A 26,323-nucleotide genomic window follows, 5' to 3' on the forward strand; every position below is an offset into this window, starting at 1 on the left:
GAAAACCATGTTCATCGTGCTCCTCAAATTCTCAAGCAACAAGGCCAATGCAGCCCAGTGGATGGAAGGCCACAAGGCGTGGCTCCAGCGCGGTTTCGACGACGGCGTGTTCATGCTCGCCGGCAGCCTCAAGCCCAACCAGGGTGGTACCGTGCTTGCGCACCGCACGACCATGGCCGAGCTGCAGGCGCGCGTCGACGCCGATCCGTTCGTTGCCGAGAAGGTCGTGAGCGCCGAGATCATGGAAATTGCGCCGGCCCGCGCCGACGAGCGGCTCGGCTTTCTGCTGGGTTGACTATCCCTATACCGCATCCACCTGATGACCACATTGATCGACGGCCCCGACGGCCAACCACGCTGCCGCTGGTGCGCAAGCGCGCCCGAATTCCTTGCTTACCACGACACCGAATGGGGCTTTCCAGTAGCCGACGACCGCCGTCTGTTCGAGAAGCTCTGCCTGGAAGGCTTTCAGTCGGGGTTGAGCTGGCGCACCATTCTGGCCAAGCGGGAAAACTTCCGCGCGGCGTTCCACGGATTCGACTTCGACAAGGTGGCCCGCTTCACCGCGAAAGACGTCGAGCGCCTGCTGCAAGACGCGGGCATCGTCCGGCATCGGGGCAAGATCGAAGCAGTGATCCACAATGCCGCCCGTGCGCAAGAACTGGTCGCAGGCCACGGCTCGCTGGCGGCCTTCTTCTGGAGCCATGAGCCCGATGCCGACTCGCTTGCGGAACCGCAAAGCGCTTCGACCTCGGAGGCTTCCATCGCGCTTTCCAAGGCGCTGAAGAAGCTTGGCTGGAAGTTCGTCGGGCCGACGACTGTGTACGCCTTCATGCAGGCCATGGGCCTCATCAACGACCATGCGCAAGGGTGTGTGGTCCGGGCAAAGGCGGCGCGTGGTCGCAGCGCGTTCCAAAAGCCGCGAGCACGCCCAATCGCTGATTGACAAAGGCGCGGAACTCGCGCGTGCGCCGCGGCTCTGACAAGCCATGCACGCCACGCCAGAACCAGGATCTGTCCGGGTCGAATCCGCACCGGATCGAGCACCGTCCGAACGGGCTGGCCGTGCGGCCGGCCTTCCACGGCGCACCGTTGCCGCGGCAATGGTCGTCTTTCCCGCGCTCTGGCTGGGTGCCCGTGCCCAGCCCGCAGCGGCCCGAATGGCCACGCCATCGCAAACCGAAGGGCCGTTCTATCCCGTCCGCCTGCCGAGCGATTCCGACAACGATCTACTGCGCAACGGCACGCTGAACTACCGTGGCGGCCAGCCCGCGTGGGTCGACGGCTCGGTGACCGACCTGGACGGCAAGCCGCTGCGCGGCGCGCAGGTCGAGATCTGGCAATGCGACGAAAACGGCCATTACCACCACCCCGGTGACGGTGATCGCGCCGATGCGGCCTTTCAGGGCTTCGGCCGCGTGGCAGTCGGCGAGGACGGCAGCTACCGCTTCCGCACCATCCGGCCCGTGCCCTACAGCGGCCGGACGCCGCACATTCACGTCAAGGTGAAGCTGGGCACGCGTGAACTGCTGACCACGCAACTCTACGTGGCCGGCGACCCGGGCAACGCGCGCGACTTTCTCTGGCGCAACCTTCCCCAAGCTGCGAGGGACGCCATCACCGTGCCTTTCGAGCGCGGGACGGACGGGCTGCGGGCGCGTTTTCCGATCGTGGTCGCGGCTTGAGTGCGCCCGGGCTTGGCGACAGCGCCGCCTGAACGCGCTGTCGCAAAAAGGCGGGCGTTTGTATCTTTTCGTACAAGCGCGTACTCCATCCGCCTACAGCCAGCGATCGGCAAAAATAAACAATCCCGGCATGGTGGAACTGGACGACTCAGATCAGCATGCCCTGGCCGCGCAGGCGGCAGAGTGGCGCAGGCGCGCGCTTCGCGGAGACCGGCATGCACGCGGCATCGCCCATGCCCTTGAGGTGAAGGTACGAAAGCTTCGCGGCGATGTACCACCCATGAATTACGACCTGGACACCCGGCCGCTCGCACCGTGGCAACCTTCCCGGCGCTGGTGGAACCCCTGGAAGCGCAACTAGGAAAAAAAAAGCCGCTGGGAGCAGCGGCTTTTTTATGGAGAAGTGAACCTCACTCCCACTCGATCGTTGCCGGCGGCTTGCTCGACACGTCGTACGTCACCCGGTTGATGCCGCGCACTTCATTGATGATGCGGCCCGACACCTTCTTGAGCAGCGCATAAGGCAGCTCGGCCCAGTCGGCGGTCATGAAGTCGCTGGTCTGCACGGCGCGCAGCGCGACCACGTAGTCGTAGGTGCGGCCGTCGCCCATCACGCCCACGCTCTTCACAGGCAGGAACACGGTGAATGCCTGGCTCGTGAGGTCGTACCAGGTCTTGCCGGTGGCGTCGTCCTTGAAGTTGCGCAGCTCCTCGATGAAGATTGCGTCGGCGCGGCGCAGCAGGTCCGCGTATTCCTTCTTCACTTCGCCGAGAATGCGAACGCCCAGGCCCGGGCCGGGGAACGGATGGCGGTACACCATCTCCGGCGGCAGGCCGAGCGCCACACCCAGTTCGCGCACTTCGTCCTTGAAGAGGTCGCGCAGCGGCTCGAGCAGCTTGAGGCCGAGCTGCTCGGGCAAGCCGCCCACGTTGTGGTGGCTCTTGATGGTGACGGCCTTCTTGCTCTTGGCGCCGCCCGATTCGATGACGTCGGGGTAGATGGTGCCTTGCGCGAGGAAGGTGGCGCCTTTGTGGCCTCCATCGCCCGCCTTGAGCTTGGCGGCTTCCTGCTTGAACACGGTAACGAACTCGCCGCCGATGATCTTGCGCTTGGCTTCAGGGTCGCTCACGCCGGCAAGCTTGCCGAGGAACAGGTCGCTGGCGTCGACGCGAATCACCTTCGCGTGCAGCTTGCCTTCGAACATCTCCATGACCATGTCGCCTTCGTTCAGGCGCAAGAGGCCGTGGTCGACGAACACGCAGGTGAGCTGGTCGCCAATGGCGCGGTGGATGAGCGCGGCAGCCACGCTCGAATCCACGCCGCCCGAGAGGCCGAGGATGACTTCTTCATCCCCCACCTGCTCGCGGATCTTCTGCACGGCTTCGGCGATGTGGTCGCGCATGACCCAGTCGGGCTTCGCCTCGCAGATGCCGAGCACGAAGCGATCGATGATCGCCTTGCCCTGCACGGTGTGCGTGACTTCGGGGTGGAACTGCAGCGCGTAGTAGCGGCGCGCCTCGTCGGCCATGCCGGCGATGGGGCAGCTCTCGGTGCTGGCCATGAGCTTGAAACCGGGCGGCAGTTCGGTGACCTTGTCGCCGTGGCTCATCCACACGTTGAGCATGCCGAAGCCTTCGGGCGTGGTGAAGTCGGCAATGTCTTTCAAGAGCGCGGTGTGGCCATGGGCGCGCACGGACGCAAAGCCGAACTCGCGCTTGTGGCCGCCCTCGACCTTGCCGCCGAGCTGGTGTGCCATGGTCTGCATGCCGTAGCAGATGCCGAGCACCGGCACGCCCAGGTCGAACACGGCTTGAGGCGCCTTGTCGGTGGTTTCTTCGTACACGCTCGCGTGGCTGCCCGAAAGAATCACGCCCTTGAGGTGGCCGTCGGCTGCGTATTCGCGCACCCATTCGTCGGTCACGTCGCAAGGGTGCACTTCGCTGAGCACGTGTGCTTCGCGCACGCGGCGTGCGATGAGCTGCGTGACTTGCGAGCCGAAATCGAGAATGAGGATCTTGTCGTGTTGCATGGAGAAGACTCGGTCAGAGCGTTGAAATGTCGAACAGCCTGACGCCCGCTTGCGGCGCAGCCTGGATGAGTTGCTCGTCGAAGGTGGCGAGCGGAAGATTGAGCGATTTGGCGAGCCACAGGTAACCCGCGTCGTATAGCGAAACGCCGGCGTCGATGGCGACGGCCAACACCGCCTTGTGCTGGGCCGGCGCGAGCTCGTGCAGTTCCACGCGGTGGCGAATGGCATCGAGCACGCTCCACAGCCCTTCGACGGCCGAAGGAGGAATGCGGCCGCTGCGAACGCCGTTGGCAAGGATGTTGGCGCACTCCCATTGCCAGGCGTTAGGCGCCTGCGGCTCCACTTCGTCGCGGCGAATGGCGGCGTAGAGCTTGCGGGTGTGTTCGCTGGCCTGGTCGGGCAGCAGCCAGGCGGCGGTGACGGAAGCGTCCATGACGAAGGCTGTCACGATTGGCGCCCTTCGTCGAGCAAAGCGCGCACGGGCTGGCCGGGCTTGATGCTGGCGTGCAGCGCGTCGATCTGGCCGAGTTCGCGTTCGATCTGCTCGTCGGTGATGACGGGCTTGCGCCGCACCGGCAGCATGCGCACCACCTCCTTGCCGTGGCGGGTGATGCGAACCTCCTCGCCCTTTTCGACCATGTCGATCAGGGCAGAGAAGTTGTTCTTGGCTTCGGCGATGCCGATGGATTGCATTTGGGCCAGAAAGTTTGAATCTGGCCCAAATTCTAATCCCAATCTGGCCTGACTTTCAAGATCTGGCCAGAATGAGCTTAGGCGGGCGCCGGGCCGCCCCAAGCCGGCCTGCGGCCCCTCGGGGGCAGCGACCCACACGCAGTGGGGGAGCGTGGGGGCCACAATTACTCGGCGCGGTAGTTCGGCGCTTCCTTGGTGATCTGCACGTCGTGCACGTGGCTCTCACGAATACCGGCGGTGGTGATCTCGACGAACTCGGCCTTGTTCTTCATCTCTTCGATGGTGGCGCAGCCGCAGTAGCCCATGCTGGCACGCAAGCCGCCCGACATCTGGTACACGATGGAAACCATCGAGCCCTTGTACGGCACACGGCCTTCGATGCCCTCAGGCACCAGCTTGTCGGCATTGGGATTGCCGGTGGTCGACTCCTGGAAGTAGCGGTCGGCACTGCCCTGCTGCATGGCGCCAATGGAGCCCATGCCGCGGTAGCTCTTGTAGCTGCGGCCCTGGAACAGAACGATCTCGCCGGGGGCTTCTTCGGTGCCCGCGAACATGCCACCCATCATCACGGTGCTTGCGCCCGCGGCAATGGCCTTGGCGATGTCGCCCGAATAGCGGATACCGCCGTCCGCGATCAGCGGAATGCCGGTGCCTTGCAGCGCGGTGGCCACGTTGTCCACGGCCATGATCTGCGGCACGCCCACGCCGGCAACGATGCGCGTGGTGCAGATAGAACCCGGGCCGATGCCGACCTTGACGGCGTCCGCGCCGGCGTCAGCCAGCGCACGCGCTGCGTCGCCGGTGGCAATGTTGCCGCCGATCACGTCGACCTGCGGATAGTTCTTCTTGACCCAGCGCACGCGCTCGATCACGCCGGCGCTGTGGCCGTGCGCGGTGTCGACCACGATGGCATCGACACCGGCCTTGACCAGCGTCTCGACGCGTTCTTCGGTGCCCGCACCCACGCCGACTGCCGCGCCCACGCGCAGGCGGCCGCTCGGGTCGCGCGCTGCATTGGGAAAGCTGGTCTGCTTGGTGATGTCCTTGACGGTGATCAGGCCCTTGAGCTCCCACGCACTGTTGATGACCAGCAGGCGTTCGAGCTTGTGCTTGTTGAGCAGCGCCTTGGCTTCAGCAAGGGTGGTGCCGTCGGGCACCGTAATGAGCTTTTCGCGCGGCGTCATGATCTCGCTCACCGGCACGTCCAGGCGGCTCTCGAAGCGCAGGTCGCGCCCCGTGACGATGCCCACCACCTTGCCGCCGTCGAGCACCGGAAAGCCCGAGATGCCCAGCTCGTCGGACAGCTGCATGACCTGCAGCACCGTGTGCGTGGGTGTGATCACCACCGGGTCGCGCAGCACGCCGGATTCGTAGCGCTTCACCTTGGCAACCTGCGCAGCCTGCTCGGCCGCGGTGAAGTTCTTGTGCACGATGCCGATGCCGCCTTCTTGCGCAATGGCGATCGCGAGGCGAGCCTCGGTCACGGTGTCCATCGCGGCGGAAACCAGCGGCAGATTGAGCGCGATGTTGCGGGAGAAGCGGGTGGCGAGGGAGGTGTCCTTGGGCAGGACCTGGGAGAACGCTGGCACCAACAACACGTCGTCGAAGGTGAGCGCTTTGCCGAGAAGGCGCATGGGTGAAGCTCCAAAAGACGGATTGTAACGATGCCCGGTACTTACCCGCCCCCTGAGGGGCTTCGACCGATATCGGGCGCGGGTTGCGAGAGCGTCAAACGTCGCCAATTCCCAACTCGGCGGCGTGGAAAGCGTGGGCCTTTCGTGTTGCAAAACGTAAGGCCCAGCTAAACTCGCCGCATGAAATTCGCGCATTGGCTCGTACTGGGATGTGTTTGCCTGCTGCCGCTGTCGGCCAGCGCGCAATGGCAATGGATCGACAAGAGCGGCAAGAAGGTCTTCAGCGACCAGGCACCGCCGCCCGATATTCCCGAGAAGAACATCCTGCGCCGCGCGGGCTCGCCGCCCCCGGCCCGCACCGGTTTTGGCTCGGCTCCCGCCGAGGGTGCCGCCTCCGACGAGGCAGCCGCCCCCAAGGCCCGCGAAGCCGCCGCAGCGCCCAAGCCGCCGGCGGTCGACAAGGAGCTCGAGGAAAAGACCAAGAAGGCACAGGCTGAAGAAAAAGCCAAGCAGGCCGCCGAGGCTGAGAAAAACGCCAAGATCAAGGCCGAGAACTGCGAGCGCGCACGCCAGGGCAAGGCCACGTTCGATAGCGGCATCCGCGTGGCCAAGGTCAACGCCAAGGGCGAGCGCGAAATCATGGACGATGCCGCTCGCGCCGCCGAGCAGAAGCGCCTTCAGTCGATCATCCAGAGCGACTGCAAGTAGTCTCGAAGACTCAGTAGCCGGCCTTGCCGCCCTTGCGGCGGTTCGCAAAAGGCCGGTACCCCGCGCGCCCTGCCGCTGAAAGCGCTCGCGGCGCGCCACCTTGGGGTCGACTGCCAAGGGCCGGCATAACTCGATGCGGTCGCCGTCCTTGAGCAGCTGGTTCCATTCGACTTCCCTGCCCCAGATTCCGGGCGTCATGGCCTGACGCCAATCCAGTTGCGGGAAGCGCTGCGCGAGGTCGCTGGCCTTCACCGCATCGTCCACGGTGGCCTCGGGCGCCAGCCGCAGCACTTGCTCGAACACCTCGCGCGGTGCGGGCGAGCAGCTCAGCGTGACTTCGATCATCCTTCCTTGCCGTAGACCTGCTCGGCGCGCTTCACGAAGGCTTCGACCAGGCTGGAGGCAACGGTGTCGAACACCGGCCCCACCAGCGCCTGCAGCGCAAAGTTGCTGAAGCCGTAGCTCATGTGCAGTTCGACCCGGCAGGCCCGGTCGCCGGGCTCGCCCACGGGTGCGAACTTCCAGATGCCGTCGAGATTGGAGAACGGCCCGTCGACCAGCTTGAGGTGCACTTCGCGCCCCGGTACGTGGCTGTTGCGGGTGGTGAAGCTCTGGTGAAGGCCGGCAAAAGCCAGGCCGACTTCGGCGGTCATGCCGGCCTCGTCTTCCTCGATGACCCGGGCCTTGTCGCACCAGGGCAGGAACTGCGGATACTTCTCCACATCGGTGACGAGCGCGTACATCTCTTCGGCGCTGTACCAGATGAGGACGGACTTGTTGACGGTTTTCATAGAATCGGGACAGCGTGCGCGACGGATTGTATTGAAGCCATGCGTCCCCATCTTTCCGAGCCATGGCCACCAAGAAACAAGATACCTCCTCGCGCATTGCCGACAACAAGAAGGCCGCGTACAACTATTTCTTCGAAGAACGCTTCGAGGCCGGCATCGTCCTCGAGGGCTGGGAAGTCAAGTCCCTGCGCGAAGGCAAGGTGCAGCTGACCGACGGCTACGTGGTGATCCGCGACGGCGAGCTGTTCGTTGTCGGCCTGCAGATCAACCCGCTCAAGAGTGCGTCGACCCACGTCAACCCTGACTCCGTCCGCACCAAGAAGTTGCTGCTGCACAAGGAAGAAATCCGCCGGCTGGTCGGCAAGGTCGAACAAAAGGGCTACACGCTGGTGCCGCTCAACCTGCATTGGAAGGCGGGCAAGGTCAAATGCGAGATTGCGCTCGCCAAGGGCAAGGCCGAGCACGACAAGCGCGACACCATCAAGGACCGCGAAGGCAAGCGCGAGGTGGAGCGCGCCATGAAAAGCCGCAGCCGCTAGTTTCTTTTTTGCGCGGCATGGAATAAAACGCCACTGCGGGTGTTTATGCGGTGCCGCCGGCTGGTCGGTGCACCGAACCAGGAGTCTTCCATGTCGCCTCTTCGCGTTTCTTCCGCCGGCCTTGCCGCGGCGCTGCTCGGCAGCGTGCTCGCACTTCCCGTTCTCGCCCAGCCCAAGGCCGCGGGCGGTGCGCTGGTCGGCCCGAACGGCATGACCCTCTACACCTTCGACAAGGACTCGGCCGGCAGCGGCAAGTCGGCATGCAATGGGGGCTGCGCGGCCAACTGGCCACCCTTCATGGCCACGGACGCCGACAAGCCGGCCGGCGACTTCACCCTCGTCACGCGGGACGACGGCAAGAAGCAGTGGGCGGCCAAGGGCTGGCCGCTCTACTACTGGGCCAAGGACACCAAGCCGGGCGACAAGACCGGCGACGGCGTTGGCGGGGCCTGGAAAACCGCCAAGCCCTGAGTGCACGTGATGTTTTGCTGAACTCGCGACGCCCGCCTACCGCGATTTGCCTTGAGGCCGGCATAAACTGCCGGCTCGCGCATCCAACTGGCTTGTGTTCGCGATTTTTCAACTGAAGGAGAAACTGCATGAAATTGCTCAGCGCCTCGATCCTCGCGGCGGCATTGCTCGCCGGCTGCGGTGGCATGTCCAACAAGACCGCCAGCGCACCCGACACCCCCACTCGCACCGCCGACGGCGTGCTCGTCGGACCGAACGGCATGACGCTCTACACCTTCGCCCGCGATACTCCCGGCGCCGGCACCTCCGCCTGCAACGCCCAGTGCGCCGCCAACTGGCCGCCGCTCCCCGTGGCCGAAACCGCCAAGCCCATGGGCGGCTACACCATCATCGTGCGTGAAGACGGCAAGAGGCAGTGGGCCTACAAGGGTTCTCCGCTCTACTACTGGACGAAGGACAGCAAGCCGGGCGACAAGACCGGTGACGGCGTCCTGAACGGCGCCTGGAAGGTTGCCCGCCCCTGAGGCCGGCCATCCGCTGAATGCAAAAGGCCCCGGCGAAAGTCGGGGCCTTTTTTCTTGTTTCGGTCCGCCTAGTGCGCGCTGGGCAGCACGCTGTCTGCCGCCGTGGTGCGCCGTCCGCGCAATGCGAGCAGCTCGTTGAACACCAGTGCGCCAATGACCAGCGCGCCACCGGTCAGCACACTGGGCGCGGGCGTCTCGCCGGCACCGAGCCACGCCAGCGCAATGCCGAAGATCACCTCGAGCAACGCGAGCAAGGCGACCTCAGGCGCCTTCAGCACCCGCGCGCAAAGCACCGAAAGCACGCACGGAATTGCCAGCTGGAACACGCCCAGGAAGGCAAGCAGGCCGAGGTCGTGCGCGTTCGCCTGAAAAGGCAGCGCAAAGGGCAGCGTGAACAGCGCGCTGAGCGCCGCGCCGATGAGCACCGCGGGAACCAGGTCGATGTCTTGCCCCTTGGCATGCGCATGCTGAACCACCGTCCAGTTGGTGGCGCCGGCCAATGGCACGCAAAGCGCCACCAGGGTTCCAAGCAGCGATCCGCCCGCCGCCGCCCCGCCCTGCACCAGCTGCGTGCCGTACATCCACGCAATGCCGAGCCCGGCCACCACAATGGCGAGCCAGGTTCGAACGGGCAGCCGGTGGCCGATGAAGATGCGCGCGGCCAACGCCGTGAACAACGGCCCAAGTGCCATGGTCACCAGCACGCTGGCAGTGGAAGCCAGCGTGAGCGCCACCATGAAGGCGGTGAACATCACCGTCCAGCAGACGCCTGAAATCCACAGCGCGCGGCCGCCGCGCCGTATCTGCGAAAACACCGCCCGGCCCCGCCAAAGCGGCAAGATCACCAGCAGCGCAAGCAGCGTGAAGAGGCTGCGCCAGAAGGTGATCTCGAAACTGTGCGCCTGCGCAAGGTGCCGCGTGACAACGCCCGCCGTGGCCCACATCAGGGTCACGGCGACCATCATCCACACGGCCCCTCCGTGCGTCAGGCGCAGCATCGGTGGTCGGTGTCGGTGTCGGTGCCGGCGATCAGCTCGCCGTTTCGCGACTGGCGCGCTTGCGGTCGCTTTCCTTCAGGAAACGCTTGCGCAGGCGCACGCTCTTGGGCGTGATTTCGACCAGTTCGTCGTCCTCGATGAACTCGACGCCGTATTCCAGCGTGAGGTCGATCGGGGGCGTGATCTTGATCGCATCTTCCTTGCCGCTCACGCGGAAGTTGGTCAGCTGCTTCGTACGCGTGGCGTTCACCACGAGGTCGTTGTCGCGGCTGTGGATGCCGACGATCATGCCTTCGTACACCGGATCGTTGGCCTTCACGAACATGCGGCCGCGGTCGTCCAGCTTGCCCAGGGCGTAGGTGAAGATTTCACCGTCGTCCATCGAGATCAGCACGCCGTTCTTGCGGCTGCCGATGTCACCCTTGTGCGGTTCGTAGCTGTCGAAGATGTTGCTGATGAGGCCCGAGCCGCGCGTCAGGTTCAGGAACTCATTCGTGAAGCCGATCAGGCCGCGCGCCGGAATGCGGTACTCGAGGCGAACACGGCCGCGGCCGTCCGGTTCCATGTTGACCAGTTCGCCCTTGCGCTCGCCCAGTGCCTGCATCACGCCGCCCTGGTGCTGCTCTTCGATGTCGGCCGTGACCAGCTCGATGGGCTCGTGCTTCTCGCCGTTCACGGTGCGGAACACCACGCGCGGCTTCGACACGGCCATTTCGTAGCCTTCGCGGCGCATGTTTTCCAAGAGGATGGTCAGGTGCAGTTCACCGCGGCCCATCACTTCGAAAATACCTTCTTCGTCGGTTTCGTTCACGCGCAGCGCAACGTTGTGCTGCAGTTCCTTCTGCAGGCGGTCCCAGATCTGTCGGCTGGTGACGAACTTGCCTTCGCGTCCGGCCAGCGGGCTGGTGTTCACGCAGAAGTTCATGGTCAGGGTCGGCTCGTCGACCTTGAGCATGGGCAGCGGCGCGGGCTTGTCCTTGTCGGTCACGGTGACGCCGATGCCGATGTCGGCGATGCCGTTGATCAGCACGATTTCGCCGGGGCCGGCTTCAGTCGATTGCACGCGGTCCAGGCCTTGGAAAGTCAGCACCTGGTTGACGCGGCCCTTGACGGTCTTGCCGTCCGGACCTTCCATGACCAGCACGTCGGTCATGGGCCGGAGCGTGCCCTGGCTGATGCGGCCCACGCCGATGCGGCCGACGAAGGTCGAGAAGTCGAGGGCGGAGATCTGCAGCTGCAGCGGCGCGTCCGGGTCACCCTTTTGCGACGGAACGTGCTTCAGGATGGTGTTGAACAGGGCCGACATGTCGGGGCCCCACTGTTCACCAGGAGCGCCCTCTTCCAGCGACGACCAGCCGTTGATGCCCGAGGCGTAGACCACGGGGAAGTCGAGCTGTTCGTCGGTCGCGCCGAGCTTGTCGAACAGGTCGAAGGCGGCGTTGACCACCTTGTCGGGGTTGGCGCCCGGCTTGTCGACCTTGTTCACGACCAGGATCGGCTTGAGGCCGAGGGCCAGCGCCTTCTTGGTCACGAAGCGGGTCTGGGGCATCGGGCCTTCTTGTGCGTCGATCAGCAGCACCACGCCGTCGACCATGGACAGCGCGCGCTCCACTTCACCGCCGAAGTCCGCGTGGCCGGGGGTGTCGACGATGTTGATGTGCGTGCCTTCCCAGGTCACGGCGCAGTTCTTGGCCAGGATGGTGATGCCACGTTCTTTTTCGATGGCGTTGTTGTCCATCACTGTGTCGACCACTTTCTCGTGCTCGGCAAAGGTGCCCGACTGGCGCAGCAGCTGGTCGACCATCGTGGTCTTGCCATGGTCCACGTGGGCAATGATGGCGATATTGCGGATTTGCTTGGTACTCATGGTGTCGCTTCGGTCTGTTGTGCGTTCAAAAGAATTTGCTGGATTTCGATGGGGTTCAGCAAGCGCCCCGGAATCAATTCGTTGGCCGTGATGTGGGCCGTTCCCAGGAAGGCCGGCGGTTCGATGCCGAACACCGCCACCTCGTCGGCATCGGCCCAGCTGCCGCGGCGGCGCAGGCCCGAGAGAAAACGTGCCGCATCTTCGTTGCCGAGCATGACGCGGCTGTGGCCGTCCACCAGGGATTCGGCAGGCAGGAGTTGTGCCAGGCGCTCTTCCTCGCCCATGGCCTCGAGCGCCTCGAGCGTGACGCACTGCGCCTCGCCGAAGCCGCCGGTTGCAGTGCGGCGCAGCGAGGTCAGGTGCGCGCCGCAACCCAGGGCTTCGCCGATGTCTTCACCCAGGGTGCGAATGTAGGTGCCCTTGCTCACCGAGGCAACGATCCGCAGGGCGGTTTCGTCCGTTCGCGTGATGCTCAGCCGATGAATGACCACGTCGCGTGGCGCACGCTCTATTTCAATGCCTTCGCGCGCGTATTCGTACAGCGCCTTGCCGTCTTTCTTGAGCGCGCTGTGCATCGGCGGAACCTGGCGGATCGGGCCGGTGAACTGCGCCTCGACACGGGCCAGGTCTTCAGGCGTGACGTGCACCGGGCGCTCGGCGATGACCTCGCCCTCGGCGTCCGCGGTGGCGGTCTTCACGCCAAGGCGGGCTGTGGCCACGTAGGTCTTGTCTGCGTCGAGGTGCAACTGGCTGAACTTGGTGGCTGCGCCAAAGCACAGGGGCAGCACACCGGTCGCGAGTGGATCGAGCGTGCCGGTATGGCCCGCTTTTTCGGCGCGCAGCAACCACTTGGCCTTCTGCAGGGCCTGGTTGCTGGAAAGTCCCAGCGGCTTGTCGAGCAACAACACCCCATGCACAGGGCGCCGCTGCACCCTTGTGCGTGGCGCGTTCATGGCTAGTCGTCTTTCGAACGCGAAGCGACGGCCTGCGCAATGAGCGCATTCATGTCGGCCGCACGCTCGGTGGTGCGGTCGAACAGGAAGTGCAGCGTTGGCACGGTGTGGATGTGCAGGCGCTTGAACAGGCCATTGCGGAGGAACCCCGCGGCCTGGTTCAGCGCTTCGGTGGTTTCGTCCACGTCGCCTGTGAGCACGCTGAAGAACACCTTCGCATGCGCATAGTCGGGCGTGACCTCGACCGCCTGGATCGTGACCATGCCCACGCGCGGATCCTTCAACTCGCGCGCGATCAGCTCCGTCAGATCGCGCTGGATCTGATCGGCAACCTTGAACGCGCGGTTGGGGGCGGCGGCTTTTCTTTTCGGCATGGACTCTCTCGCGTCGAACGCTTGTTACAGCGTACGGGCGATTTCCTTGATTTCAAAGAACTCGAGCTGATCGCCCTCTTTGATGTCGTTGTAGTTCTTGAGCTTGATACCGCACTCGAAGCCTTCGCGGACTTCGCGAACATCGTCCTTCATGCGCTTGATCGAGTCGACTTCGCCGGTGTAGATCACCACGTTGTCGCGCAGCAGGCGGAAATGCGCGCTGCGGTTGACCGAACCCGAGGTGATGTACGAACCCGCGACCGTACCGATCTTCGAGGCCACGAACACCGTGCGGATCTCGGCCGAGCCGATGATTTCCTCGCGGCGCTCCGGTGCCAGCATGCCCGACATCGCAACCTTGATCTCGTCCACAGCGTCATAAATGATGCTGTAGTAGTTCAGCTGCACGCCATTGCCTTCGGCCAGCTTGCGCGCACCGGCATCGGCACGCACATTGAAGCCGATCACGATGGCCTTGGAGGCGATGGCGAGGTTGATGTCGCTTTCGCTGATGCCGCCGACGCCGGCGTACACGATCTGCACCTTGACTTCTTCGTTCGCCAGCTTGAGCAGCGACTGGGCCAACGCTTCCTGCGAACCCTGAACGTCGGCCTTGATGATGATGCGCAGCGTCTGCACTTCGCCGGCCGAAAGGTCGGTGAACATGTTCTGCAGGTTCGCGGCCTGGGCCTTCGCCAGCTTGGTGTTGCGGAACTTGCCGGCACGGTAGGTGGCAATTTCGCGCGCACGGCGCTCGTCGCTCATTACCATGAACTCGTCGCCCGCTTGCGGCACTTCGGTCAGGCCCTGGATCTCGACCGGGATCGACGGACCCGCGGTCTTGATGGTCCGGCCGTCTTCGTCGAGCATGGCGCGCACGCGGCCATAGGTCGAGCCGGCCAGCACCACGTCGCCGGTTTTGAGCGTGCCGGACTGAACCAGCACAGTTGCGACCGGGCCGCGGCCCTTGTCAAGCTGGGCTTCGATGACCAGGCCCTTGGCGGCGGCATCCACCGGCGCCTTGAGTTCCAGCACTTCGGCCTGCAGCAGCACCTGTTCGAGCAGGTCGTCGATGCCCTGGCCCGTCTTGGCGGACACCGGCACGAACGGCACGTCGCCGCCGTACTCTTCAGGCACGACTTCTTCGGCCACCAGTTCCTGCTTCACGCGGTCCGGGCTGGCGTCGGGCTTGTCGATCTTGTTGATGGCAACCACGATCGGCACACCGGCAGCTTTCGCGTGCTTGATGGCTTCCTTGGTCTGCGGCATGACGCCGTCGTCGGCCGCCACCACCAGGATGACGATGTCGGTGGCCTGCGCACCGCGGGCACGCATGGCCGTGAAGGCCTCGTGACCCGGGGTGTCGAGGAACGACACCATGCCGCGCTCGGTTTGCACGTGGTACGCACCAATGTGCTGGGTAATGCCGCCGGCTTCGCCCGCGGCCACCTTGGCACGGCGGATGTAGTCCAGCAGCGAGGTCTTGCCGTGGTCGACGTGGCCCATGACGGTCACGACCGGTGCGCGCGGCAGCGCTTCGGCGGTTTGCGCGCCCACGTCCTCGTCGGTGAAGGCTTCCGGGTCGTCCAGCGCGGCAACCACCGCGTTGTGGCCCATTTCCTCCACCAGGATCATGGCGGTGTCCTGGTCGAGCGACTGGTTGATGGTCGCCATCTGGCCCAGCTTCATGAGCTGCTTGATGACTTCCTGCGCCTTGACGGCCATCTTGTGCGCGAGCTCGGCCACCGTGATGGTTTCAGGCACGTGCACTTCAAGAATGCGCGCCTCGACCGGTGCGGCCTGCACATGCTCTTCGTGGCCTCCACGGTCATTGCTGCCACGGCGGCCACGCGGGCCTCCGCGCCAGTTGCCGCGGCCGACACCACCGCTGGCATCGCCGCGGGTTTTGATTTCCTTCTTCTTGGCAGGATCGCCAGCCCAGCTCGACGAGAGCTTGGCCGACTTGACTTCCTTGCCGGCACCGGCGGCGCCAGGCGCAGCGGGAGCGCCGGCTGCGGCGGGCGCACCGGGGCGAGCCGCGGGCGCGGCCGGCTTGTGCAGCGTGCCCTTGACCGCGGCCTTTTCGGGCTGCGGCTTCTCGGGCGCCTTGTGCGGCACCAGCACGCGGGCCGGTGCGTTCATCATGGCGCGAATGGCTTCGGCTTCGGCGAGTGCCTTGCGGCGACGCTCGTCGAGGTCCTTGGCGCGAGCGGCTTCCTCGTCGGCACGGGCCTTCGATTCAGCGGCGGCCTTGGCCTTCGCGTCTTCCTTTGGCTTGCGTGGCGGCGGTCTGGGCGGCCAGCTTGGTGTCTGCGGCTTGCTGCTCCGCGGCAGCGGCTGCGGCGGCCGCAGGTGCTGCCACCGGCTTGGCCGCTTCCTTCGCGGGCGCGGCGGCGGCTTCGGCAGCAGCCTTTTTCTCGGCGGCGACGCGGGCGGCTTCCTGCTCGGCCTGTTCGGCGCGCTCGGCCTTTTCTGCCTGTTCGCGTTCGCGGGCTTCGGCTTCTTCGCGCAGGCGGCGCTTCTCGGCCAGCTCTTCTTCCTGGCGGCGGATCAGCTCGGCCTGGCGGCGCGCCTCTTCCTCGCGGCGGGCCAGTTCGGCCTCGTCGATGCGGGGTGCGGCGGGTGCCGCGGCGGGCGCTTCGGCCACGGGTTGCGCTTCAGGCACGGCCGGGTGGCCGTCGTCACGCTGGATGAAGGTGCGCTTCTTGCGCACTTCGACCTGGATGGTGCGGGCGCGGCCGGTGGCGTCGGCCTGCTTGATCTCGCTGGTCGACTTTTTCGTCAGCGTGATCTTCTTGCGCTCGGGCTCGGCGGTGCCGTGGCTGGCTTTGAGAAAGCCGAGCAGGCGCTGCTTGTCAGCCTCGGTGAGTGCATCGGTGGGTGCCGCTTTGGGCACGCCTGCGCTCTTGAGCTGGTCAAGCAAGGTTTCGGGAGTCTTCTTGAGCTCGTTCGCGAACTCGGCGACAGTGGTACTGGACATATTGGTTTCGTGCCTCCATGACCATCACTCTTGGCCGGCGAACCAATGTTCGCGGGCTTTCAAGATGAGGGCTTTGGCGTCATCGGCGCTGTGGCCGGTGATCTCGGTGAGTTCATCGACCGCGAGGTCGGCGAGGTCGTCGCGGGTGTGCACACCCGCCTCGGCCAGCTTGGGAATCAGCTCGGGGTCGAGGCCTTCGAGGTCGCGCAGATTCTGCGAGACGGTCTCGACGCCCTCTTCCTTGGCGATTTCCATGGTCAACAGCGCATCCTTGGCGCGCGTGCGCAGCTCGTTGATGGTGTCTTCGTCAAAAGCTTCAATCTCCAGCATTTCGGAGATCGGCACATAGGCCACTTCCTCGAGGCTGTTGAAGCCTTCGGAGATCAGGATGTCGGCGATTTCCTCGTCGACGTCGAGCTTTTCCATGAAGAGCTTGCGGCTGGCATCGGTTTCGACGGCCTGCTTCTGCGCAGACTCGTTGGCGTCCATGATGTTGATCTTCCAGCCGGTCAGGTCGGAAGCCAGGCGCACGTTCTGGCCGCCGCGGCCGATGGCGATGGCGAGGTTTTCCTCGTCGACCACCACGTCCATGGCGTGCTTTTCCTCGTCGACCACGATCGACGATACGTTGGCCGGAGCCAGGGCGCCGATCACGAATTGCGCCGGGTCTTCGCTCCACAGCACGATGTCGACGCGCTCGCCGGCGAGCTCGTTGGTGACGGCGTTGACACGCGTGCCGCGCACGCCGACGCAGGTGCCGATGGGGTCGACACGCTTGTCATGCGACAGCACGGCGATCTTGGCGCGCGAACCCGGGTCGCGGGCGCAGCTCTTGATTTCGAGCAGGCCTTGTTCGATTTCGGGCACTTCCTGGCGGAACAGCTCGATCATGAACTCGGGTGCCGAGCGCGACAGGATGATCGGCGCGCCGCGCAGTGTCAGGTCGACCTCCATGATCATGGCCCGCACGCGGTCGCCGTTGCGCAGGTTTTCCTTGGAGATCATCTCGCTGCGGCGCAGGCGCCCTTCGACGCGGCCGGCCTCCACGATGATGTCGCCCTTGTCCAGGCGCTTGACGGTGCCCACGAAAATCTTGTCGCCGCGCGACATGAAGTCGTTGAGCAGCATCTCGCGTTCGGCGTCGCGGATCTTCTGCAGGATGACCTGCTTGGCCGCCATGGCACCGATACGGCCGATGGGCACGGATTCAACCGCTTCCTCGATGTATTCGTCGACCTCGATGTCGGGCATTTCTTCCCGGGCTTCGAACAGGAGGATTTCCTGATCGGGCAGCTGCAGGCCGGCCTCGTCCGGAACGACGTGCCAGCGGCGGAAGGTTTCATAGTCGCCGCTGTCGCGGTCGACCGAGACGCGGATGTCCACGTCGCCCTGGTGGAGCTTCTTGGTGGCCTGCGCCAGTGCGGACTCGACTGCGCCGAAAACCACGTCGCGCTCGACGTTCTTCTCGCGCGAGATCGCATCCACCAACATCAACATTTCGCGATTCATGCCACCCACTCCTCTAGTCAGTCCGGAACATTCGTTCCGTCGTCAATATCCGAAAAACCCGGTTGGGTTTTGGCCTTGCGGCCCTTGAAATCCACAATTGGCGCAAGCCGCGCATCGCGCAGCTCGTCCAGCACGAAGCCGAGCGCATGCAACGTTGCAGGCGCGCGCTTCTTGCTCACTTTTTGACCCGGCTTGGGCTCGGGCGCATCGCTCCAGACGATTTGCCAGCCCGGGGCTCCGTTGGCCCCTTCCACGCGCTCCAGCGTGCCGCGAAACTTCTTGCGGGTAGCAGACACCTGCCCCGCCGCCGCGGCACCCATCGGCGCCTTGAGCGTGATGTCGATGATCTCGCCCACGAAACGTTCGAAATCCTGCTCATTGCGCAGCGGACGGTCAATACCCGGCGAGGAAACCTCGAGCCGCTTGTAATCGACACCATCGACCTCGAGCGCAAATTGCAGCTGCCGCGTGACCTTTTCGCAATCTTCGACGGTCACGAAAGGCTCGGGAATACCGGCAGCCACAGCTTCCGATGTGGGGGCCGTCCAGGGCAAATCAATCGTCACGCGCAGCAATCCCCCGGCCGACCGTTCGATCTCGACCAGGTCGTAGCCGAGTCCGGCTACGGTTTGTTCCACAATCTGCTGCAATGCCACGTGTTCGAAAACGCCTTGTAAAAATGCCTGTGCGAAATGCTTGTACGCGCCACCCGCCCGCCACGGATGCACGCATTGAAAATGCATAGACCAAAAAAAACGGGCGGTTGGTACCCGCCCGTTTGGTCGTGAGCCTCGAATTATATGCTATTCCTGTGATAAATGAAGTGGCTGGAGCGGCTCAAAACGCCTGCCGGCGCCGGGATCTGAACCAGACCAGCGCAAACAGCACGGAACCAAGCGCCAGCGCGGCGGCCGCCACCAGCAGCGGCAGCTGGAAAGACCCGGTCCGCTGGGCCAGCGGCGCCGCAAACAGCGGCCCGATGATCTGCCCGACCCCATAGGAAGCCGTCGCGAAGCCGATCAGCCCGGCCGCGGCATTTCCCCGCAAGCGGCGGGCATCTCGCATGGCAAAAAGCGTGATGGCCGTGAACGGCATGCCGAGCAGCAGGCTCCCAAGGGCAAAGCCCGTGATCGTCGGCCATGCGACCGACAGCACCACGCCCAGCGCCTGGAGCGCATAGGCCACGGCCAGCAGCAAACGGTTGTCCCAGTGGACGGGCGCGCGGGCGCCGATCAGCGCGCCTGGAATGATGGCCAGCCCGAACAGCGGCCAGAAGAAGTCGGGCCAGGGCGAACCCGGCAGGGCCTGGCGGGCGATCACCGGAAGGAACGTCGCGGTGATGATGTAGCCGAAGCCGGCCAGGCCATACAGCGCAACCAGCCAGATCGCGTCGCTGCGCGCCGACGCCGAAGCAGCCGGCCCGGCTGCAGCCGGAGGTGCCGCCGTGGAACCGCTGGCGGCGGGCAGGTCGCCGTCATCAAATATCCGCCAGATCAGCGCCACCAGCACCACCGCGAGCAGGCCGAGGCCGATCCACCCGGCTTCCGAGCCCCAGCGCCCCAGGGCGCCGCCGAGCAGGCCGGTCATGGCAATGCCGATACCGGGGCCCGTGTAGATCACGCCGGCCAATGCCGGCGAATTGGTTTCGGCCAAGCGCCGCAAGCCCCACCCGGACGCGAAAACGAAGACCCAGGCGCTCATCACCCCCGCCGCCGTGCGCAAGATGCCCCAACTGGTAAAGCTGTGGAGCACGCCCATGCCGATCAGCAGCACCGTCGTGGCGGCCAGCCCGCCGCGCACCATGCTCTTGGCCTTGATGCCGATGGCCGCGCAGCTGACTGCTCCCAAGAAGTACCCCAGGTAATTGAGTGAAGCCAGCACGCCTCCGGCCTCGAGCTGCAGCTTTCCCTCGTGCAGCATGATCGGCAGCATGGGCGTGAAGGCGAAACGCCCCAGGCCCATGGCCACAGCCAAAGTGACCATGCAGGCCAGCGCCGCGCGCCAGGCACCGCGCCGGTTTTGTCCGACTCCCGACATCTTTCTTCAGTTCCGTTGTTATTCCAGCAGCGCGGCGGCCACCAGTTTCTTTGTATAGGGGTGCTCGGGTGTATCGAGCACGCGCTCGACCGGGCCGGTTTCGAGGATGGCGCCGTCCTTCATCACGATGACCTGGTGCGCCATGGCGCGGATCACCTCGACGTCGTGCGTGATGAGCAAATAGCTCAGGCCACGCTCGCGCTGCAGGCGCTGGAGCAATCCCAGCACCTGCTTCTGGATCGTGACGTCGAGCGCACTGGTGGGCTCGTCGAGCACCAGCAGTTGCGGATCGACGATCAATGCGCGCGCAATTGCGAGCCGCTGTCGCTGCCCGCCCGAAAACTCGTGCGGATAGCGGTCGAGCAGCGACGGAAACTGCGCCTCGCTCAGCCCCACGTCGGCCAATGCTGCAAGAGCTCGCGCCCGCCGCTGCACCGTGCCCAGTTCGGGTGCGTGCACGCGCAACCCCTCCCCTACGATCTGCTCGACCGTCATGCGGGGAGAGAGCGAAGAAAACGGGTCCTGGAAAACCACCTGCATGACCCGGCGCAGGGCCAGGTCGGACGCGCGGTCGACCGCCCACCCCTTGCCGTCCACCTTCAGCGCGCCGCGGTACTTCAACAGCCCGAGCGCGGCCAGCGCCAGCGTGGACTTGCCCGAACCGGATTCGCCGACCACGCCCAGCGTTTCGCCGGGCGCTATGCGGAAATCGGCGTTCTCCACCGCGATGAATTCACCCTTGCGGAACCAGCCCGCGATGCCCGGCCTGGACACCGGATAGCTCACCCGCAGGCCTGTGGCCTCCAGCACCGGCTTCGCACCCGCGCCTAGGGCCACCGCGGAGACGTCGCGCTCCGGATGGCTGTCGATCAGCTTGCGCGTGTAGGCATGCTGCGGCGCTTCGAACACGGTGCCGACAGCGCCATGCTCGACGATGTGGCCGTTTTCCATCACCGCGACGCGGTCGGCAAACCGGCGCACCAGGTTGAGGTCGTGCGTGATCAACAGCACGGCCATGCCGTGCTTGCGCTGAAGGTCGGCAAGCAGGTCGAGGATTTGCGCGCGCACTGTGACGTCGAGCGCAGTGGTCGGTTCGTCCGCCAGCAGCAGGCGCGGCTTGCAGGCTAGCGCCATCGCAATCATGGCGCGCTGGCGCTGGCCGCCCGAAAGCTGGTGCGGAAACGACCTCGCCCGGCGTTCCGGCTCAGGAATTCCGGTGTCGGCAAGCAACCGGACGGCAGCCGCCTGCGCTTCCCGCGCGGAAAGCCCTTCGTGAAGTTCCAGCACCTCGGCAATCTGGTCGCCCACACTGTAGAGCGCATTGAGCGCCGTCATCGGCTCCTGGAAGATCATCGCGATCTCCTTGCCGCGGATGCCGCGCAGTTCACGCTCCGGAATCGACAGCAGATCGCGCGCATTCGAGCCGCTTCGCGCGTCGAACAATTTGGCGGAGCCGGTCACTTCGGCGTTCTGCGCCAGCCGCAGCAGCGACAGGGCCGTGACAGTCTTGCCCGAGCCCGATTCGCCGACAAGCGCGAGCTTTTCGCCCGCGGCGATGCGAAGGTCGACGCCGTGCACCACGCTCTTGCCACCGAAGGCGACGCGCAGGCCCTTTACGTCGAGCAGCGGCTGATGGGGCATTTCGCTCATTTGTCGGCCTTTCGTGGATCGAGCGCATCTCGCAGTGCATCGCCCATGAACGTCAGCAGCATCAGCGTGACGACCAGCACCCCGAAAGTGGAAAGCGAAATCCACCAGGCATCGATGTTGGCCTTGCCCTGGCTCAGCAGCTCGCCGAGCGACGGCGTGCCCGGCGGCACACCCAGGCCAAGGAAGTCGAGCGAGGTCAACGCCAGGATGGCCGCGCTCATGCGAAACGGCAGGAAGGTGACTACCGGCACCATGCTGTTGGGCAGGATGTGGCGCCACATGATCTGCAGGTTGCCGACGCCCAGGGCGCGGGCGGCGCGCACATAGTCCATCTGCCGGTTGCGCAGGAACTCGGCGCGCACGTAGTCCGCCAGGCCCATCCACCCGAACAGGCTGAGCAGGATCAGCAGCAACGCAACGCTGGGCGCGAAGATCGCGCTGAAGATGATCAGCAGATACAGCTCGGGCATCGAACTCCATATCTCGATGAAGCGCTGGAACGCCAGGTCGACCTTGCCGGCAAAATAGCCCTGCACCGCGCCTGCGATCACGCCAAGCACTGTGCCGATGGCAGTGAGCGCCAGCCCGAACAGCACGCTCACGCGAAAACCGTAGATCAGCTGTGCCAGGAGGTCGCGCCCGCGGTCATCCGTGCCAAAGAAGTTGTCGCCCGTGGGAGCCGCCGGACTTGGCGCCTTGGCGAAGTAGTTGAGTGTTTTGGGGCCGTAGGGATTGGGCGCGTAGATCGCCCAGTTACCGCCTTGCGTGATGCGCTCGCGAATGAAGGGATCGAGGTAGTCGGCCGGCGTCTCGAAATCGCCGCCGAATGTTTTCTCGGAGTAGTCGCGCAGCACCGGGAAATAGGTGCGGCCCTCATAGCGCAGAACCAGCGGCTTGTCGGTAGACAGCACTTCGGCAAACAGGCTCAGCACCACCATCGCGGTGAAGATCACCAGGCTCCAGTAGCCAAGGCGGTTGCGCTTGAAGCGTATCCACGCACGGCGGCTGGGAGAAACATGCGCCGTGCTAGTGGGTACCGCCTTGGCATTCTGGCCAGCCGGCACCGCGACGGACATCGCGCTTTCAGTCGAATTTGACACGCGGGTCCACCCAGACATAACAGAGATCGGAAATCAGCTTGGTCACCAGGCCGATCAGCGTGAAAAGGTACAGGGTGCCAAGCACCACCGGGTAGTCGCGCCGTATCACGCTCTCATAGCCAAGCAGGCCCAGCCCGTCGAGAGAGAACAGGGTCTCGATGAGCAGCGAGCCCGCGAAGAATGCGCCGATGAAGGCCGACGGCAAGCCGGTGATGATCGGGATGAGCGCATTGCGGAACACATGCTTCCACAGCACCTGCCGCTCACCCAGCCCCTTGGCGCGGGCGGTGAGAACGTATTGCTTGCGGATTTCTTCGAGAAAGGCGTTCTTGGTGAGCATGGCCGTTACCGCAAAGCTGCCGAGCACCATGGCGGTGACAGGCAGCGTGATGTGCCAGAGGTAGTCGACGATGCGTGCGCCCCAACTCAGTTCATCCCAGTTCGACGAGGTCAATCCTCGCAATGGAAACCACTGAAGCTGCCCGCCAAAAATGACCAGCAGCGCCACCCCGAGCACAAAGCCCGGAATGGCATAGCCGATGAGCACGATGAGCGTGCTGATCAGGTCGAACCGCGTCCCCGCCCTGACCGCCTTGGCGACGCCCAGCGGCACCGCAACACCGTAGCTGATGAAGAACGTCCATAGGCCCAGGCTGATCGACACCGGCAGCTTCTCCAGAATCAGCGTCCACACATCCTTGTTCTGGAAGAAGCTCCTGCCGAGATCGAAGCGCGCGAACTGGCCAAGCATCTGCCAGAGGCGCTCATGCGGCGGCTTGTCGAAGCCGTAGAGCGCCTTGATCTGTTCAAGCCGTTTCGGGTCGACGCCCTGGTTGCCCCGGTAGGAACCGCCGCCCGATTCGAAACCGCCACCACCACCGGCGCCCGCGGTTTTTGCCTCGGCCAGGTATTGCTCTACCGGCCCTCCGGGCACGAACTGGATCACCAGGAAAGTGACGAGCAAAACGCCCAGCAGCGTGGGAATGAACAGCAACAGCCGCTTGAGTACATAGGAGAGCACGGTTCGTTTCCTTCTCTTCTATTGTTTCTGCGGCTTGGCCCACCAGGTTCCCATGACCCAGGCTTCGGCACCGGCATACGGCGGCATCGGGGCCTTGAACGCCAGCCGGCGGTCGTCGTAGGCGACGCGGTGCGACGTCAGCGTCCATTGCGGAATCAGGTAGTGGCTGTGCATGACCACCCGGTCCAGTGCGCGGCACGCGGGCAATAGTTCGGCCTTGCTGTCGGCTTCCACGATTTTCTTCAGCAGCGCGTCGACCGCGGGCGTGGACACGCCCATGTAGTTGCCCGAACTCTCCGTCTTGGCGGCCTTGCTGCCGAAGATCTCGAGAAGCTGCTGGCCCGGGTTGTTGGTGCCTGGAAAGTTGATGGTGGTGACGTCGAACTCGAACCGGTCGAGACGCTCCTGGTAGAGCGCGAAGTCGACCGGCGCGAAGTTCAGCGAGATGCCGAGCTTTTCGAGGTTGCGCATCCAGGGCGACACCGTGCGCACGCCGCCTTCCTTGCTGTCAAGGTATTCCAGCGTCATCGCCTCGCCCTTCGCATTGCGCAGTGCGCCGTCCCGGTATTCCCAGCCGGCGGCTTTCAGCAGGTCGCGGGCGCGCCGAAGGTTGTTGCGCAGCGACTGCCCGGCGCCTTCGGTGGTGGGCGGGGCATACATCGGGCCGAAGCTCGCCTCCGGGATCTTGCCTCGCCAGGGCTCGAGCAGCGCCTTCTCTTCGGCGGAGGGCAAGCCTTGGGCTTCGCAGTCGGTGTTGCCGAACAGATCCTTCACGCGTGGATAGCCGTTGTAGAACATCTGGCGGTTCATCCACTCATAGTCCAGCGCCAGGCCCAGCGCCTCGCGCACGCGCGGGTCGCTCAGCTTGTCGCGGCGGCTGTTCAGCACGAAGCTCTGGAACCCGGAAGGCTTCTTGTGCGGAAACTCCCGCTTGATGAGCTCACCGGAGTCGAAGCGCTTGCCCGTGACGCGGCGCGCCCAGTCACCCGCCGAATAGAAGCTCATCATGTCGAACTCCCCGGCCTTCAACGCCTCGAGGCGGGCCGTGTTGTCCTTGTAGATCTTGATGGTGATGCGGTCGAAGTTCTGCGCGCCGCGGTTCACCGCCAGATTGCGCCCCCAGTAGTTGGGGTCGCGCACATAGGTGATGTCCTTGCCGAAGCGAACGGGCCCGATCTTGTAGGCCCCGCTGCCGATCGGAATGTCCATCACCACCTGGTCGAAAGGCTTGGCCTTGCCGTTCTCCATGCCCCAGGCACGACTGAAGACCGGCAGTCCGCCCACGATCAACGGCAATTCGCGGTTTGGCGTCTTGAAGCGGAAGCGGATCGTGCGGGCGTCCAGCACGTCGGCGCCCTCCACCTCCTGCAACATGGTCTTGTATCCGGGCGAGGTGAAGGGGCCGATCAACGTGTCGTAGCTGTGCTTCACATCGGCGGCTTCCACGGGCATGCCGTTGTGGAAGCGGGCCTCCGGACGCAGCCGGAACGTGACGCTGAGGCGGTCCGGCGCAACCGCGACGTCTTCGGCCAGCAGGCCGTAGCCCGAGGCGGTTTCGTCCATCGATCCGGTCAGCAGCGAGTCGAACAGCAGGCCGTCCAGGTAGGCCGGCGGCGCGCCCTTGATGGTGAAGGGGTTGTACTTGTCGAAGGTCGAATAGCGCTGGTTGCTCACGAGCCGGAGCTCGCCGCCCTTGGGTGCATCGGGGTTGACGTAGTCGAACGACTGGAAGCCGGGCGCGTATTTCAGGTCGTCCCAAAGTGCATATCCGTGCGCCCCCCATGCGGGAACCGCGCACAACGTCAATAACCAAGCCCAGGTAAACCGCATGCGAGAATTCTGCCCAAGATTTTCACGAGGCAACTTCATGGGCTTTCTTTCCGGCAAAAAACTGTTGATCACCGGCGTGTTGAGCAATCGCTCCATTGCCTACGGCATCGCCAAGGCCTGCCACGAACAAGGCGCCGAGCTCGCCTTCAGCTATGTCGGCGAGCGGTTCAAGGACCGTATCACCGAATTCGCCGCCGATTTCGACTCCAAGCTGATTTTTGACTGCGATGTGGGCGACGACGCGCAGATCGACAAGCTCTTTGCCGATCTGGCGCAGACCTGGCCCAAGTTCGACGGTTTCGTGCACAGCATCGGCTTTGCACCGCGCGAAGCCATCGCGGGCGACTTTCTCGAAGGGCTCTCGCGCGAGGGCTTCAAGATTGCGCACGACATCAGCGCCTACAGCTTCCCGGCCATGGCCAAGGCAGCCCTGCCCTACCTGAACGACAAGTCGGCGCTGCTGACGCTGACCTACCTGGGCGCCGAACGCGCGCTGCCCAACTACAACACCATGGGCCTGGCCAAGGCCTCGCTCGAAGCTTCGGTGCGCTACACCGCGGCGTCGCTCGGCCCCAAGGGCATGCGGGTCAACGGCATCAGCGCCGGCCCGATCAAGACGCTGGCGGCCAGCGGCATCAAGGGCTTCGGCAAGATGCTGTCCGCCGTGGCAGACGCCTCGCCGATCCGCCGCAACGTGACGATCGAAGAAGTCGGCAACGTGGCCGCCTTTCTGCTGAGCGACCTGGCCAGCGGCGTCACGGCCGAAATCACCTACGTGGATGGCGGCTTCAGCAACGTCGTGGCGGGAATGGCCGAATAAGGGACTGGCTCCCGGCTTCGACAGAACATTCCTTCATCGATTGGCAACGACTTCTTGCTAACCCGACGTTCCCTCTTGCTCGCCGGGATCGGCGCGCTGGCGGCCAATG

Annotated in this window: 24 protein-coding genes and 2 pseudogenes; 8 read left to right on the forward strand and 18 right to left on the reverse strand. The window is 64.7% G+C overall.

Features of this window, described 5'->3' with window-relative positions; genetic code table 11:
• Window positions 1-7 precede the first annotated feature (7 nt).
• From M0765_RS24525 to M0765_RS24535, 3 genes are all read left to right on the forward strand, one after another.
• The gene (locus M0765_RS24525; protein ID WP_258506451.1) at window positions 8-295 is read left to right on the forward strand and encodes a YciI family protein; all 288 of its coding nucleotides are present in this window, start codon (window positions 8-10) and stop codon (window positions 293-295) included.
• Between the two features lie 24 nt (window positions 296-319).
• Window positions 320-946, forward strand: coding sequence for a DNA-3-methyladenine glycosylase I (locus M0765_RS24530; protein ID WP_258506452.1), 627 nt, complete (start codon window positions 320-322; stop codon window positions 944-946).
• A gap of 157 nt (window positions 947-1,103) precedes the next feature.
• A complete protein-coding gene (locus M0765_RS24535) occupies window positions 1,104-1,685 on the forward strand; it encodes a protocatechuate 3,4-dioxygenase (RefSeq protein WP_258506453.1) in 582 nt (193 codons plus the stop codon).
• A gap of 410 nt (window positions 1,686-2,095) precedes the next feature.
• Here M0765_RS24535 and guaA read toward each other — a convergent pair whose 3' ends face one another.
• The 4 genes from guaA to guaB all read right to left on the reverse strand — a co-directional run bounded on the left by guaA (window position 2,096) and on the right by guaB (window position 6,042).
• Complete coding sequence (gene guaA / locus M0765_RS24540; RefSeq protein WP_258506458.1) at window positions 2,096-3,715, reverse strand: glutamine-hydrolyzing GMP synthase; 1,620 nt, start codon at window positions 3,713-3,715, stop codon at window positions 2,096-2,098.
• A 13-nt stretch (window positions 3,716-3,728) separates the two neighbouring features.
• Window positions 3,729-4,148: a type II toxin-antitoxin system VapC family toxin gene (locus M0765_RS24545; protein ID WP_126746073.1), complete on the reverse strand. Its 420-nt coding sequence runs from the start codon at window positions 4,146-4,148 to the stop codon at window positions 3,729-3,731.
• 11 nt (window positions 4,149-4,159) lie between these two features.
• Window positions 4,160-4,408 (reverse strand): type II toxin-antitoxin system Phd/YefM family antitoxin, encoded by a 249-nt coding sequence (locus M0765_RS24550; RefSeq protein WP_258506460.1) that lies wholly within the window; start codon window positions 4,406-4,408, stop codon window positions 4,160-4,162.
• 164 nt (window positions 4,409-4,572) lie between these two features.
• Window positions 4,573-6,042, reverse strand: coding sequence for an IMP dehydrogenase (guaB, locus tag M0765_RS24555; RefSeq protein WP_258508443.1), 1,470 nt, complete (start codon window positions 6,040-6,042; stop codon window positions 4,573-4,575).
• A gap of 180 nt (window positions 6,043-6,222) precedes the next feature.
• Here guaB and M0765_RS24560 point away from each other — a divergent pair, with 180 nt between their 5' ends.
• The gene (locus M0765_RS24560) at window positions 6,223-6,750 is read left to right on the forward strand and encodes a DUF4124 domain-containing protein (protein ID WP_258508444.1); all 528 of its coding nucleotides are present in this window, start codon (window positions 6,223-6,225) and stop codon (window positions 6,748-6,750) included.
• A 147-nt stretch (window positions 6,751-6,897) separates the two neighbouring features.
• Here the strand turns inward: M0765_RS24560 and M0765_RS24565 are convergent.
• Together M0765_RS24565 and M0765_RS24570 are read right to left on the reverse strand one after the other, a co-directional pair.
• Window positions 6,898-7,095 (reverse strand): annotated as a pseudogene (locus M0765_RS24565) (RnfH family protein); the annotation flags it as partial.
• Window positions 7,092-7,541 carry a type II toxin-antitoxin system RatA family toxin gene (locus M0765_RS24570; RefSeq protein ID WP_126745891.1) on the reverse strand — a complete coding sequence of 150 codons (450 nt, stop codon included), beginning with the start codon at window positions 7,539-7,541 and terminating at the stop codon, window positions 7,092-7,094. The gene M0765_RS24570 and the pseudogene M0765_RS24565, both read right to left, overlap by 4 nt.
• Window positions 7,542-7,603: 62 nt before the next feature.
• Here M0765_RS24570 and smpB point away from each other — a divergent pair, with 62 nt between their 5' ends.
• From smpB to M0765_RS24585, 3 genes are all read left to right on the forward strand, one after another.
• The gene (gene smpB / locus M0765_RS24575) at window positions 7,604-8,080 is read left to right on the forward strand and encodes an SsrA-binding protein SmpB (protein ID WP_157613979.1); all 477 of its coding nucleotides are present in this window, start codon (window positions 7,604-7,606) and stop codon (window positions 8,078-8,080) included.
• 90 nt (window positions 8,081-8,170) lie between these two features.
• Window positions 8,171-8,551 (forward strand): COG4315 family predicted lipoprotein, encoded by a 381-nt coding sequence (locus tag M0765_RS24580; RefSeq protein ID WP_258506468.1) that lies wholly within the window; start codon window positions 8,171-8,173, stop codon window positions 8,549-8,551.
• Window positions 8,552-8,679: 128 nt separating this feature from the next.
• The gene (locus tag M0765_RS24585; protein ID WP_126745893.1) at window positions 8,680-9,075 is read left to right on the forward strand and encodes a COG4315 family predicted lipoprotein; all 396 of its coding nucleotides are present in this window, start codon (window positions 8,680-8,682) and stop codon (window positions 9,073-9,075) included.
• A 68-nt stretch (window positions 9,076-9,143) separates the two neighbouring features.
• On the opposite strand, the gene M0765_RS24590 is transcribed toward M0765_RS24585, so the two are convergent.
• The 12 genes and pseudogenes from M0765_RS24590 to M0765_RS24645 form a co-directional block, all read right to left on the reverse strand.
• Complete coding sequence (locus tag M0765_RS24590) at window positions 9,144-10,073, reverse strand: DMT family transporter (protein ID WP_258506471.1); 930 nt, start codon at window positions 10,071-10,073, stop codon at window positions 9,144-9,146.
• 31 nt (window positions 10,074-10,104) lie between these two features.
• A complete protein-coding gene (gene typA / locus M0765_RS24595; protein WP_258506473.1) occupies window positions 10,105-11,940 on the reverse strand; it encodes a translational GTPase TypA in 1,836 nt (611 codons plus the stop codon).
• Window positions 11,937-12,893: a tRNA pseudouridine(55) synthase TruB gene (gene truB / locus M0765_RS24600; protein WP_258506474.1), complete on the reverse strand. Its 957-nt coding sequence runs from the start codon at window positions 12,891-12,893 to the stop codon at window positions 11,937-11,939. The genes typA and truB overlap by 4 nt, the downstream gene beginning before the upstream one ends.
• A 2-nt stretch (window positions 12,894-12,895) precedes the next feature.
• Window positions 12,896-13,267, reverse strand: coding sequence for a 30S ribosome-binding factor RbfA (rbfA, locus tag M0765_RS24605; RefSeq protein WP_126745896.1), 372 nt, complete (start codon window positions 13,265-13,267; stop codon window positions 12,896-12,898).
• 24 nt (window positions 13,268-13,291) lie between these two features.
• Window positions 13,292-16,247: pseudogene (gene infB, locus M0765_RS24610) on the reverse strand (translation initiation factor IF-2).
• Between the two features lie 24 nt (window positions 16,248-16,271).
• On the reverse strand, window positions 16,272-17,756 hold the full coding sequence (gene nusA, locus M0765_RS24615) for a transcription termination factor NusA (protein ID WP_126745899.1): 1,485 nt from the start codon (window positions 17,754-17,756) through the stop codon (window positions 16,272-16,274).
• A gap of 17 nt (window positions 17,757-17,773) precedes the next feature.
• Window positions 17,774-18,412 (reverse strand): ribosome maturation factor RimP, encoded by a 639-nt coding sequence (gene rimP / locus M0765_RS24620; protein ID WP_258506478.1) that lies wholly within the window; start codon window positions 18,410-18,412, stop codon window positions 17,774-17,776.
• Between the two features lie 181 nt (window positions 18,413-18,593).
• Window positions 18,594-19,793 carry a YbfB/YjiJ family MFS transporter gene (locus tag M0765_RS24625; RefSeq protein ID WP_258506484.1) on the reverse strand — a complete coding sequence of 400 codons (1,200 nt, stop codon included), beginning with the start codon at window positions 19,791-19,793 and terminating at the stop codon, window positions 18,594-18,596.
• Between the two features lie 18 nt (window positions 19,794-19,811).
• Window positions 19,812-21,443 carry an ABC transporter ATP-binding protein gene (locus M0765_RS24630; RefSeq protein ID WP_258506490.1) on the reverse strand — a complete coding sequence of 544 codons (1,632 nt, stop codon included), beginning with the start codon at window positions 21,441-21,443 and terminating at the stop codon, window positions 19,812-19,814.
• On the reverse strand, window positions 21,440-22,519 hold the full coding sequence (locus M0765_RS24635) for an ABC transporter permease (RefSeq protein WP_258506491.1): 1,080 nt from the start codon (window positions 22,517-22,519) through the stop codon (window positions 21,440-21,442). Before M0765_RS24635 ends, M0765_RS24630 begins: the two co-directional genes overlap by 4 nt.
• Before the next feature lie 7 nt (window positions 22,520-22,526).
• A complete protein-coding gene (locus tag M0765_RS24640) occupies window positions 22,527-23,564 on the reverse strand; it encodes a microcin C ABC transporter permease YejB (protein ID WP_126745904.1) in 1,038 nt (345 codons plus the stop codon).
• A gap of 18 nt (window positions 23,565-23,582) precedes the next feature.
• Window positions 23,583-25,394 (reverse strand): extracellular solute-binding protein, encoded by a 1,812-nt coding sequence (locus tag M0765_RS24645; RefSeq protein ID WP_258506493.1) that lies wholly within the window; start codon window positions 25,392-25,394, stop codon window positions 23,583-23,585.
• A gap of 37 nt (window positions 25,395-25,431) precedes the next feature.
• Between M0765_RS24645 and fabI the strand changes: the two genes are divergently transcribed.
• A complete protein-coding gene (fabI, locus tag M0765_RS24650) occupies window positions 25,432-26,214 on the forward strand; it encodes an enoyl-ACP reductase FabI (RefSeq protein ID WP_157613990.1) in 783 nt (260 codons plus the stop codon).
• Window positions 26,215-26,323: the final 109 nt, after the last annotated feature.

Source organism: Variovorax sp. S12S4, from assembly GCF_023195515.1.
GTDB lineage: Bacteria > Pseudomonadota > Gammaproteobacteria > Burkholderiales > Burkholderiaceae_C > Variovorax.